General features: G+C 37.1%; 10 protein-coding genes. 4 read left to right on the top strand and 6 right to left on the bottom strand.

The annotated features are described in order from the left end of the window. Positions 1–96 precede the first annotated feature (96 nt). On the bottom strand, positions 97–816 hold the full coding sequence (locus tag VB836_RS24850; protein WP_323223493.1) for a cytochrome b/b6 domain-containing protein: 720 nt from the start codon (positions 814–816) through the stop codon (positions 97–99). 642 nt (positions 817–1,458) lie between these two features. Here VB836_RS24850 and VB836_RS24845 point away from each other — a divergent pair. The 4 genes from VB836_RS24845 to VB836_RS24830 all read left to right on the top strand — a co-directional run bounded on the left by VB836_RS24845 (position 1,459) and on the right by VB836_RS24830 (position 6,190). Beyond that, complete coding sequence (locus VB836_RS24845; RefSeq protein WP_323223491.1) at positions 1,459–3,630, top strand: dynamin family protein; 2,172 nt, start codon at positions 1,459–1,461, stop codon at positions 3,628–3,630. Between the two features lie 32 nt (positions 3,631–3,662). Beyond that, positions 3,663–4,640 (top strand): TRAFAC clade GTPase domain-containing protein, encoded by a 978-nt coding sequence (locus VB836_RS24840; protein ID WP_323223489.1) that lies wholly within the window; start codon positions 3,663–3,665, stop codon positions 4,638–4,640. Between the two features lie 11 nt (positions 4,641–4,651). Continuing rightward, a complete protein-coding gene (locus VB836_RS24835) occupies positions 4,652–5,689 on the top strand; it encodes a hypothetical protein (RefSeq protein ID WP_323223487.1) in 1,038 nt (345 codons plus the stop codon). Positions 5,690–5,956: 267 nt separating this feature from the next. Beyond that, the gene (locus VB836_RS24830; protein WP_323223485.1) at positions 5,957–6,190 is read left to right on the top strand and encodes a hypothetical protein; all 234 of its coding nucleotides are present in this window, start codon (positions 5,957–5,959) and stop codon (positions 6,188–6,190) included. A 50-nt stretch (positions 6,191–6,240) separates the two neighbouring features. On the opposite strand, the gene VB836_RS24825 is transcribed toward VB836_RS24830, so the two are convergent. The 5 genes from VB836_RS24825 to VB836_RS24805 all read right to left on the bottom strand — a co-directional run bounded on the left by VB836_RS24825 (position 6,241) and on the right by VB836_RS24805 (position 12,481). After that, on the bottom strand, positions 6,241–7,476 hold the full coding sequence (locus tag VB836_RS24825; protein ID WP_323223483.1) for an HhoA/HhoB/HtrA family serine endopeptidase: 1,236 nt from the start codon (positions 7,474–7,476) through the stop codon (positions 6,241–6,243). A gap of 322 nt (positions 7,477–7,798) precedes the next feature. After that, positions 7,799–8,788 carry a J domain-containing protein gene (locus VB836_RS24820; protein ID WP_323223481.1) on the bottom strand — a complete coding sequence of 330 codons (990 nt, stop codon included), beginning with the start codon at positions 8,786–8,788 and terminating at the stop codon, positions 7,799–7,801. A gap of 205 nt (positions 8,789–8,993) precedes the next feature. Continuing rightward, a complete protein-coding gene (locus tag VB836_RS24815) occupies positions 8,994–9,437 on the bottom strand; it encodes an Hsp20/alpha crystallin family protein (RefSeq protein WP_046279866.1) in 444 nt (147 codons plus the stop codon). A gap of 268 nt (positions 9,438–9,705) precedes the next feature. Beyond that, the gene (locus tag VB836_RS24810; protein ID WP_323223479.1) at positions 9,706–10,368 is read right to left on the bottom strand and encodes a DUF2290 domain-containing protein; all 663 of its coding nucleotides are present in this window, start codon (positions 10,366–10,368) and stop codon (positions 9,706–9,708) included. Then, complete coding sequence (locus VB836_RS24805; protein WP_323223477.1) at positions 10,361–12,481, bottom strand: DEAD/DEAH box helicase; 2,121 nt, start codon at positions 12,479–12,481, stop codon at positions 10,361–10,363. Before VB836_RS24805 ends, VB836_RS24810 begins: the two co-directional genes overlap by 8 nt. Between the last annotated feature and the right edge of the window lie 52 nt (positions 12,482–12,533).

Raw genomic sequence — 12,533 nt, 5'->3', positions numbered from 1 at the left:
GTAGAGATGTTCAATCTATCTTCCTATCAATACAGTCAGCAAACATTAATCGATTTTTGATGACTAGGGATGTGTTAGTTTGTCATCAATAGCAATTTAACCTAATTCTTTGACTATAGAAATCACCCAAGCTAAAATAATGGTGATCAAAATAATTGCTTCTAAAACCCGAAAAATCTGAGCGGAATTTTGGGGATGAAAAACTTCATCAAGACGAAAATTAGCCTTCCATTCAGAAATATTTTTTCGCCATAAACTCGGACTATCCTGACTGCGGAACTTCCAATTCATAATAGACAATAGCAACGGAGTTCCCCCAACTTTCGCCGCCATTAATAGATGAAATGCGATCGCTAACACCAAAACTACCCAAGAAATCAGGTGAAGATAATACCAAGTATGATTAAGTTCTCCTTGGGGTAACCATTTCTCACTCATCATCTTACCCGAGAACAGCGCAAAAGTAAGCGCAAAAATTGCCAACGTGTTTGTAATACGATGTAGGGTGTACCCAAAAATCGGTTTTCCCGGTTCACTCAGCTTTTGCAGAGAGTCGGGTTGAATCAGGCGTTTTTGACCCCGACGAAAAGCGTATACTACAAAGATGGGAAAAATCAGCAGCGTCCACAGCCCAAAGGTGCCATGAATCCCTTCAATCGCTTCTAACTTCGGTAAAAAAAATCGCCCAAACCGCCCATCATAAGTATCATACGTCCAAGCTGCCGTCAAAATTGCCGCGATCGCACAGATCCCTGTGACTCCATGCAAAATGCGGAGAAGCAGGGGTTGATAGGGCTGAGTAAGTTTACCAGGCATCTTTGAGACTCCGTTTTATTTGATTTTTGTCTATAGTAAATCAATTAACCATACTGTTTGGGCTTCCTCTTTCAACGACCAACCTTTAAGCCAACTATCTCGATCTCGAGCAATACTCAAACCGTTTCACCGTCCACAACACATATGAAAAAGCTTGATGAACGCTGACCCCAGAGGGCTAGATCTCCGGAGGCGTACTAGGATACAAAACCTAGAGTTCGCGTATGCCCTACGCTACTTGAGAAATCTAAAAGCTGATAAAATGTCTGAAACGACTTCCCAAGAGCGCCTCTTGCCTTTTGCAAGATTGCCTTTTACAAGAAGATATTTCACACAACTCAGAACAGACTGCTATATTAATTGATTTTTTTTTAAACATTAAATGTCAATTATATTATAAACTTTAATAGTTTATAGTGGATTTTCTTGGTCAAGTTAAAAACTGATTGATAGGATGGATTTAAAAAGTTCTATCTAAGTTTTATTGATATGATTTTATAAATATCCCTAATTTATGGTGCTGATATCTAATCGATCAAAAATCGATCTTAACCTATATTTAATATCCAGTAAATGCAATTAATTAGCAACTAACGGTATAATATATGCAAACCTAATGAAACCCTATCGATAGACTTATAAATGAGCAAAGCAAAAGAAATTCAGAGCATCATTGCTCAACGCCAACCCCTGGCTGACAAGCTTGAAGATATTGAGTCTAGATTGAAATCCCTGTATAACTCTCTCCAAGAGCTAGAGCGTGGGCGTCAACAGCAACTTAAAAATTGGTCAGACAATTCTACTACCCAGTCAAAACTCAAAACTCTCAACTTCACTAATATTGGGCCAAAGGTCTTGGATGGCCTAGAATCACTTCGCAGGCTTCAAGGAAGATTTTCACGAAATACGCTTAATATTGGTGTCATTGGACATATGGGGCAAGGCAAAAGTACACTTTTGCAAAGTTTAAGTGGACTTAGAAATGAGGTAATTCCAGCACTTCCCGGGAAAGCTTGCACAGCTGCTCGGAGTACAATTTGCCATCAAGAAGGGAATGGAATCCTAGCAGAAATACAATTTCACGATAAAAACTCTTTTTTGATAGAAGTTATTATTCCCTATTACGAGAAGCTTGGACTCAATTCCCGTCCTAGTTCCTTTGATGAATTTGCTCAAACTGAACTTCCGAGCTTACCTTCCAAAGATCAAACCAAAATCAATATTTATCATCGCCTCGAAGAAGATTATCATACCAATGCTAGAAAATATCAAGACTTTTTAGGACGAGGCTCTTTAAACATTCAAGATCAATCTCAGATTTCCAATTATGTTTCTCAGAAATATAATCAGGACGATCAACTAATCAATCATCAGTGTTTAGCCGTCAAACACGTTAAAATTTCCTGTCCCTTTCCTGACAATGAAATGGGAGCGATCGCTTTAGTTGATGTTCCCGGTTTAGGGGATTTTCGCTTAGGCGATGAGAGTTTAGTCATTGAAGCTTTGGGTCAAGAAGTTGATTTTATCCTATTCATTTACAAACCCTCTAAAGATCGAGGCAATTTTAAGCAATCAGACACGGATTTATATGATTTAGCAAAGAAAGCCTTAAATGACTTGCCGAAGCGTTCTATTTTTGTCCTAAATGTAGATAAAAATGGCGAAAATAAAGGGAATTGTGAGTCCTTGAAACGGGATATAGATTCCGGTAAAGTTGAGATGCCTGTCTTGAGTTGTGTGATTGCAGATTGTTCCTCTCCAGACGAAGCCAATAGCAAAGTGCTTCAAGCCGTTCTTGATAATTTAAGATCGAATGTAACCGAATTAGATCGAAGCTTTACTCGAGAAAAAATTGAAGACATAGAAAAGAGTCTGAGTGAACTTCATCAACAGTTGCAGTTAGCGCAAAATGCTTTACCCCAAATAGATGAAAATGAAATCAGTCAGGAATATGACGATTTATTTGAGGAGTTTTGGGAAAAGATTACTAACGAGATGACTGAATTGGAAGAAAGACTAATTCAAAATCGCGATTTACCTGATGAAAACCTCAAAACTCAAATTGAGACTGTATTTCAAGAATGCCGTCAAAGTATTCAGATGCCTGAAGAAAAAGAAGTTAAGAAACTTAGAAATAAAGAAGATAAATCATACGATATTGCCTATAGAAAATATTTGGGAAAGCTTCGGACAAAGTTATCTAGTCAATTTTTGGATATTGATACCGGATTAAAAAAATCAATAGAACAAGTCAAAACTGAAGTCGCTAATGTGTTAATAGAAAACTGTTCTTTAGGAGGACTCAGCGAAGTTCGCGGAGGTGATTTTATCTCCGATATTTATAGCCAAATTTCGTCTGAATATACCGAATTAAAAAAAGGGTTTGAAATTCTTTCAGAATTTAATTTGTCCTATCGAGGCTTGATTCAACATCGAATTCGTCTGCAACTTGATCGGCTAACTCCCGATAAAACTGCACCTCTGAAAACAGGAGGCAATGCTAATGATGTGATCGAGGCTTTAGAAGAACTTTATAACGAGACTCTATACAACTGTGAAAATGCTTTGAATGGATTTTTATCTGAACCGAGTCAAGCTTCCTTTGCCATTGTCGAAGAATTTTCAGATCGAGTGCTGCGTGCGGAAAACGCTCAAAAAGATTGGAAAAGGTTTCTGCGGAAAAAAAAGACTCAAATCTGGCAAGATTTCAACAACCTGCAAAACCAAGTCAATGCCCGAAAAAAATGGTCAGAACTGTTAGAATCGGTTGAAAGTGAAGCAGAGAAACTCGAAAAAACTCTAAGCCAATTATAGAAATTGATTGATATTTAGGAGATCGTGAAAGCATGAGCAATTTTCTTAGAAGCATATTTCCTTCTCAACAAAAGCTACCCACCCTCAATATCACCATGCTGGGTCCAAGTGGAGTGGGGAAAACCAGCTTACTGGCGGCTATGTATGATCAATTTGAGAATGTCAGTAAGGATTTGCAGCTTATTCCTGATCAGGATAGCAAATCAATTTTAGATATGCGTTTAAATGAACTCAAAAGCTTTGTGGGTGATAGCATTAAAGTCCGAGGAGGTATTTCTCAAACTGGTGAACCACGCTCATTTCAGTTTGAGTTTGGAGAAATAGGAACCTCTCCATCTCTAAAACTCAATTTTCAGGATTATCCAGGAGAATATATTGAACAAACTGATAAAATAGAGGAAGTTAAAAAGTTTATTCGAGACTCAGCAGCAGTTTTGATTCCGATTGATACACCTGCTTTGATGGAACGAGATGGTAAATATCACGATAAGTTTAATCAACCCTCGGAATTAAATAACTTATTCAAAGATCTTTATAAGAACTTAGATTCACGACGCTTGGTAATTTTAGCCCCGGTGAAGTGTGAAAAATATATGCAGAATACACCTGAGCTATTCAGGAAAGTTAAAGCGGGGTATCAACCACTGCTGAATAAGTTTGCCAGTGACAAGCTATTACCAAAAGTTGCTGTGATTATTACGCCTGTTCAAACAGTTGGAAGTGTGATTTTTTCCCGAATTGAAGAAGAAAATAATGAACTCACCTTTTATTATCGAAAACCCAATCCAACCGATCCTTATAAACCTAAAAATAGTGAACAACCCCTGAAGTATCTCTTACGATTTTTGCTAAAGTCGCATTTTGATAATCAACGTAAATCTGTGTTTTCTAAAATCATGCTTGATTTTTTTGGTAGTAATGCCTCTCTCTTAAATGCGGTTAGGAAATTTTCCGATCCGAGTTCGGATATGGTTGAAATTGTTCAAAGTACGGATTTATTTAAACTGTGAGGTCACTAACAATGAATATTTACGTTAAAAGTCGAGGCGTTTCTAAGGGCTATTCCTGGCTAGATGAAAATCAGAATGAAATCTCAAATCCTCCCAATTTGGAGTCTAAAATCCAACTGGTAGATAGTGACTATTTCTCGGTTATTCTTTATCGGGAGGGTCAACTCTCTTTATTAGTTACGGGATTAGAATCATCACAACGAACCGATAATCGAACTCGAAAAATCCGTAATTCTGTTTTGTGGGTTGGAGAAAAAGAAGCGACTTTACGATCAATTGCTATTCAAGCATTGGAGGGAAAGTTAGCAGGTAATATTGATGAAGCTGTCACATCTGAAAATAATCCTCAAGGCTTCAAAGTTGATTTTAGTAAATTAGGGTTTAATAACTTTATCAATAAGTCTCTCAGTCAGGATAACAATCCTGAGCAAAACTCAAAAATTGGCAAATTATCTAAATCTAAAAATGATCTAATTGATGAACTTAAAAAATATTCACTACCAAACAAAGAGGGAATTTTAGTTATTGTTTCTTCCACGATTTCCAAAGCCAGTCTTGAACAGAACAAGGTTTGGCGGGGCTTGTCAGAGTCAGAGACAATACCTGATGACGATGACTGGATAGAATACAATGCAGCCAATAACTTTGAAAAAAAAAATTCACCTGAGTGGCTGTCTATGTTAAAAAACTATCTATTTCCTATCGTTGCTGTAGCACTCGTTATATCCCTCGGTGTTAATGTTTGGCTGGTTAATGAACTCAACAAAATCCCATCTAGAAAAAAGTACATCAAAGAACTCGAACAAACAATTCAAAAGCAAGAAAGCAAGAAACAAAAATTAGAGAATGATCTACTGAGCCTAAATAAGGAGATTGATGACAAGAAAATAGAAAGAGACAATTATAAAAAACTAGACAGTGATTTGAAACAAGTATCTCAAGAATCATACCAAAATCTAAAAAAAGACTTGCAAAGCTTCCAAAGCGACTTAGAAACTTTCCGAAGCGAATTACAAAGAATACAAGAAAAATATCCTCAACTCAATTGAGGTATCATTGATTGAGCTGAGATCGGTTTTTAAATTATGGTTTTAGTTTTTGAGATCATTTATTTCTTGTTTCAATAAAGGTCATTCTTCCATTTATAAATTCCTATTCTCTGAATTGACCTGAACTTTCCAGAGGTTTAAGTTGTACCTGTAACTTAAGCCTGATTTTCTGTAAAGACAAATTTTAATTTTCCTTTTAACGTATAAATCAAGTCATTTTTATAAAAAATCGGGAAGAATTCACCCTCTATTTTTAAGGGAGTCTGTATGATGAAAAGTTTAGCTAAAACTCATCAAAAAATTGAATTATTGACCTGGAAATCTACTGAAGTTGAACTTTTCAGCTATCAAAAGTTTAAGAAACCTCAACAACATCTTTTAGTTGAGTTTATCCAAACTGTAGCTGATTTCAGTCAAAAAAACGCTGATGTGCTTCTAAATATTCTACGGTTGTATTTTAACACCTTAATCCCTTATTATATAACGCTTGTAGCAACTTAACCTGTAGGGGTGAAGTTGCTGTAACAAGCTTAGGGTAAGGTGTATATGTTTTATAGTTCGACTTTTTTGAGTTCAGCCGGACGTACAGCAATTTGTTGAGTTTGATCGCCTCGTTGGACTTTAATATTCAAAGGTTGACCGACCCGACTGAGTTCAACTTTACTTTGTAATTGATCCGCAGTGGTAATAGTTTCGCCGTCAATTTGAGTAATCACATCACCGCGACGTAAACCGGAACTCGCCGCCGGACTATCTGGAATGACTTGAACGACTAATACGCCTTTGATTTCTGGAATTAACAACGGTGAGTTTGGATCACGGTTAAACTCTTTGGCAATATCCGGCGTTAGCGTCACCATTCGCACCCCAATATAAGGATGAGAAATCTCCTCGCCGCGTGCGAGTTTGTCTTGAATTGATTTGGCTTTATCAATGGGAATGGCAAATCCTATTCCTTGACCATCTGCCCGAATGGCGGTGTTAATTCCAATCACTTCGCCTTGACCATTTAATAACGGCCCGCCGGAGTTTCCGGGGTTAATCGCGGCATCAGTTTGAATGAAATCTAAGCGTTTATCGGGAATCCCAACTTGTGAACTGGGACGATTTAAGGTGCTAACAATTCCCAAGGTTACGGTGTTATCTAAGCCTAAAGGATTTCCGACTGCGATCGCCCAATCTCCGACTTGAACTTCGGCAGAATTTCCTAAAGGAGCAACGGGTAAATTATTCCCATTAATTTTAACGACGGCTAAATCTGAGGGTTCGTCAACGCCTCGTACTTCCCCTTGAAATTCTCGTCCATCTCGCAGAATAACGGTGACTTTATCGGCTCCTTTAACAACATGAGCATTGGTTAAAATGATGCCGTTGCTATCAACGATAAAGCCCGATCCTTGTCCCCGTTGTTGAAATTGTTGGGGGGTTTGAGGTGCGAATTCTTCACCAAAAAACCGCCGAAAAAACGGATCATCAAAAAAGGGATCGAGGTTGCGTGTTATGGTTCGTTCGGTATCGAGTCGGACAACGGCTGGCCCTACTTTGTTAACAGCATCGGTTACAAAGTTACTAACGGCGGGATTTGTTGGGGAAATGGCGACAGTTTGGGGTTGAGGTTGAACCGCGACAACTTCTGTTATCTGATGACTATTTGCGTTAGCTGGGGGTAGCACAAGAGCGGGGAATACACGCAAGGATAATAATGTTAAACCTACACTTAAAAAAATTGTCAAAACATAGCTAATAATTTTAGAAAAAGAAAAACGCGACTGTTCATAGGATGACATAATTTCCTCCTTTGTTGGTTTAACTCAAGTGCTTAACGACATCCTTCATTTCGGTCTATGAACTAGGATAACCTATTTTTGGACTGAAAAAAATGAAATTTCCACCCAAATAGACGTTTTAAATTTTCATTGAATCCGGTTTAAATTCAGGATGAAATATCGGGAATGATTCCCGGAAATTTGACCTCATAAAAACTTCCCTATCTTTTTTACAATTTGGATATAATGAAAAGTCAACGACTCCTTGAGTCGCCAGTCATTTGCTATGAATTTGCAGTTGTTTATTTTGAATTTTGTTTTATTTCGCGTTCTTTCCTCCTCTCTAAAGTTGCATACCGCCTAGATGAGTTCGAGGATTAAACTGGCTAACTTGACTAATTTTTTCATAAAGTTCCTGTTCTTGAGAGCTAATATTTTTCGGAATGACGACTTTTAATTTAACGATTTGATCACTGCGTCCACCTTTGGGATAAATCCAACCTTTTCCTCGCAGTCGTAAGGATTGACCCGAATCAACTCCTGCGGGAACTTTCAGCGTTACTAAACCATCAGGAGTTGGGACTTGAATTTGACCGCCTAAGATAGCTTCATCAGGACGAATGGGAACTTCACAGACAATATTATCGCCGTCAAACTGGAAAAAAGGATGAGGTTGTAAATCAACAATTAAATATAAATCACCTCGTTGTTGAGTGGTTGCATTAACTCCTCCTTTTCCTTTGACGCGAATTCGAGTTCCGGGTTTCACACCGGGAGGAATTCTGACTTTAATCATCTCATCATCGAGTTTAAATTGTTTGAGTACACCGTTAAAGGCTTCTGAAAAGGTTAAGGTAATTGAGGCTTCAAAATCTCGTTGGGGAACTTGTGCATATCCTCCGCCACCAAATAAATCCCCAAAGGGATCATTAGGAATTGAAGAACCTGTTTGCGAGGAAGTACGATAGCCGTAAGTTCGTCTAGAAGCGCCTCCTACACCGCCAAAACGCCCCAGTAACTCGTTAATAAAGTCGTCAAAATCACCATACTGACTGAAGTCAAAATCAAAGCCCCCTCCGGGTACACCACCTTCTCCAGCTTGACTCCAATATTGACCAAATTGATCATATTTTTTCCGTTTATCGGGGTCAGATAATACTTCGTTCGCTTCGTTAATATCTTTAAACCGTTGTTCGGCTTCTTTATTTCCAGGGTTTAAGTCGGGATGATATTGGCGAGCCAGACGACGATAGGCTTTTTTTATCTCATCTGAGCTGGCATTTTTAGGGATTCCCAACACTGCATAATAGTCTTTATAATCGGTTTTAGGCATTCATATTCCTCCTTCTTTCATCTAAGATAACAGAATTGGGAACCGGGCTGCGAAAATAATTCTCGCGCTACCCCATTCCCAATCCCTAAAACGCTAGTTTAGACTCGGTGTTAAATCATTCTATTTTAGATTTAGAGTGGGTCTCGAATGATTTAGACTTCCAGGGTAAGCTTTACCCTCTAACCTGAATTACAGCCGCTTTCAACTATCCCAGAGACACTTTAACCACTTTATTCTTTTCTTCTTCGGCTTTCGGTAGGGTGAGCGTTAAGATCCCATCTTTGTAGTCTGCGCTTACATTTGTGTTTTGAATGCGAACGGGTAGGGGAATTACACGACGGAATTTTCCATAACGGAACTCTGTGCGAGTCATTCCTTTTTCTTCGGTTTTGATCTCCGATTTTCGTTCACCGCTAATGGCAACGGCTTCGGCTGTGACTTGAATATCAATGTCTTTGGCTTCCATTCCGGGAACTTCTAATTTCAGATGAACTGCGTCTGTTGTTTCCTCTATTTCAGCCAGGGGAACAAAAGCAGTTGTCGTCCGTTCCATCGGGGAACCATCATTGGTGAAGCTATCAAATAAACGGTTCATTTCCCGTTGTAAGCTATCAATTTCCCGTAAAGGTTCCCAACGCATTAAAGGCATAGCTGTTACCTCCTTGTTAAATTTGATGAACTTCTAGACTTACTAGGTTTAATCCTTACCTTCTATACTTAGAGAATACAGAACTTATTTTTGTTGTGAATTCGGTTTTAACGACTCTCTGATTCGCAATAACCCTACTTGGAATTAGAGGTTTAATGGGTGTTTAACCGTCTGAGTGTTGTTCGGTTAACCCTACCTGACGTTAATTCAAGACAATTTTAAATTGATCACTGATTTCAGTTAAAATCAATTTCGCTTTGATTGAACTCTAGCTTGAAATAGATATGTGTAATAGTTGTTTTTCTGGGCTAGTTATAGTTTCAGGAAAAATCTCACTTGAAAGAGTAAGCTTATCGGTAAATTTATTGAAAGCTGTATTATAAAAGCTACGCAGAATAAAAGACATAAAAGCACGCGGTGTAATCGGAGAACAAACAGGAATTCTACAATTTTTGAATTGTCCTAAAGTTAAGTGACATTTAGGATGATCTATTTCTTTAAAATTTTGAGGATCATAATCAAATCGAAGAGGAACAGGCAGTATATTTTTGGCTATTATATCTGCATATATTTCATCCAGTTCATAAATATCAGGATCATTTTGAAAGGCTTCTAGATAAGGGGATGGAAAAAAGGCTAGTCTATGTGAAATTAATTGAGATTTTTCATAAGTATACAAAAATTGTATTAATGCTCCATCAATCATTTTTATATTGTAGTTCTTATTTTGGTCTAGTTCATCGTATATTTCTTGATATTTAACATTTTTTAATGCGATTGAAATATCCTGCATACCTGAGTAGGAAATTTCAGATCTATCTTTTGCTGATGATTCACAAGAAGGAAAGTTTTGCTTAACCGATAAACCACAGGCTATGAGTTCGGTTGTCATCATTTCAATCTCTTTATAAATGACTTTATAGCTAATCATTAACCAAATTCTTGAGACTTTCTATCATATCTTGAGGTAAATCTTCCTTATTGATTTCACCTTTTTTGAAGGCTTCAATAACTTCTTGTAAGCTATTTTTTCTTTGATCAAGCTTCGCCCGTTCCTTGCGACTCATGTCTCGATTAATCAGATTCATTTGTCTACGTTCTTCTTCCGTAGGATACTTAAATTCAAGCACAAATTTTCTGTTCTTAACTTGATTAAACTCTTTTTCTAAATTTTGCATAGATTCACCATATCCAACCACTCTTAACCAAGCTTTACTTCTTGTCATAGCAGTAAACAGAATATTCCGTTTTCGAGCTAAATCTAAACCAGAATAGCATTTGTGAGCATCGATGACATAAATCATGGCTGCTTCATTTCCTTTAGCTCTATTAATACTTGTGAAAGTAATAGCCTGTTCACTAAAAAAGTCATCAGGTGAGGTTGTAACACCCGCTAGATTGGAATTTATACCCTTCTCAAAAAGAGAAGCTCTCGCTTCTCCTACCGCATATTTAGTGGTCAGTGGATCAGGATGAATAACCATAATATCATCATATCTTAACTCATCTTCTGTGAGATTTTTCTCGATTTGTTCTACTAGCCACTGAGTCTGTTCTAGCTTATCCTTAAATGACTTGAAAATAATTAAATCGTCAATCGGTGAATGATCTTCTAGAAATTTAGGACTGGTATCGCTCGTTCTAGCAAGTTTGACAAATTTTCCATCTTCTAATGTTCCGTCTTCTACGACATAACCAATATCTCTCCATAGTCCTGCATATTCAAACATTTGAATCAATCCTTGATCTCTATAAATCCCGAAACCCAGTGCATGAGCAGAACTTAAGAGCGGACGAGAATTTCTATAACATTTTTTTAGTATAATATCTTGTTTAGGTTCTTCTGGTATATTCTGGAGTTGAACATAGGGTTTACCCTGACTATCCTCACCAAAAAGAACTTCTGGTGATTCCATAATTTTTTTATTAAGATTTTGTAGTTCGTCATAAGCATATACTAATCTTTTAGGTGGCTTCAGCATTTGATAACAAAGTCTGAGAAAATATCTTGAAAAATCTTGTGCTTCATCAACCATTATTGCATCATAATAGGGATTAAATTGATTGATTTTTTTTAGAGCTTCTTCACAAACATAATCAAACTCTTTTCCAGATAGGTTAGTGAGATTTCTTGCTGTATTGAAATCTCGATATTCAATATTATGTCTTTTACAAACTTCATAATAAATACCTTCCGAGGATGGACTTCCCCAAGCATGAATAATTTTTACTCTATCCCAGTCTGGCTCTTCATTAGTGTGTTCAATTGTAAATATATTAATAAGTTGTTTAAACTGATTTTTTAATGAACGAGTATTGAAAGTAACAGCAATATTCCAGTCAGGATGCTTTGCATGAAGATAGGCTACTTTTAGTGCTAGAACTATTGTTTTACCTGAACCAGCAAGACCTCTGATTCTCTGGACTCCTTCAACAGTCTCAATGACAGCCTCACTTTGATTTCTGTCTAAATTAGCAATAGAATCCTCTAGTTTCTGAAGTTTTGCACCTCTAGAGTTTTCTGTTTTAATATTGTTCCGAGACTTTTTCTTTCGGATTGTCGTTATCGCTTGTATAACTGAATTTAGCTTTTCAAAATATTCGTTGCCATTTTTCCAGGTTTGATGGTTTAAATATTCATCAAGTTCATCAGTTTTCGTGACAATAGGATATTCATCTGAAATATCAGAAGGTTTTTGATTCAGTGCAGGTGCAAAGGTTAAAACACCAATGTCTACCATTAGGTTTCTTCGTTGAGTCAGAGATTTTTGTTGAAGTAGTTTTGATTGTAACTTATTAAAGCTTTCATCCTGTACTTCTTCTATATTTTTATCAATAGAAGTGCCTTCAATAATATTGAAAATAATTACTCCATGCTCTCTAGATATAAGAAGAGCATCAATTGGATATCCTCCTTGAGATGTTCCTATAATTGGATATCCCAAATATAAGCTACCATCAATATTAGATTTACTTTCAAAATATTCAGCTAACCTTCTGGATGATTCAGGCTTGTCTAAAGTGCCTCGTATAACATGAACCATAGGATAATTTGCGCTAAAGTTACAGTGTATATCTTTTATTATATCCTTTTCT

It is taken from the genome of Limnoraphis robusta BA-68 BA1 (genome assembly GCF_034932365.1).
Classification (GTDB): Bacteria; Cyanobacteriota; Cyanobacteriia; order Cyanobacteriales; family Microcoleaceae; genus Capilliphycus; species Capilliphycus robustus.
The sequence above is the reverse complement of the archived record's forward strand: the minus strand, read 5'-3'. Positions and strand labels throughout refer to the sequence as shown.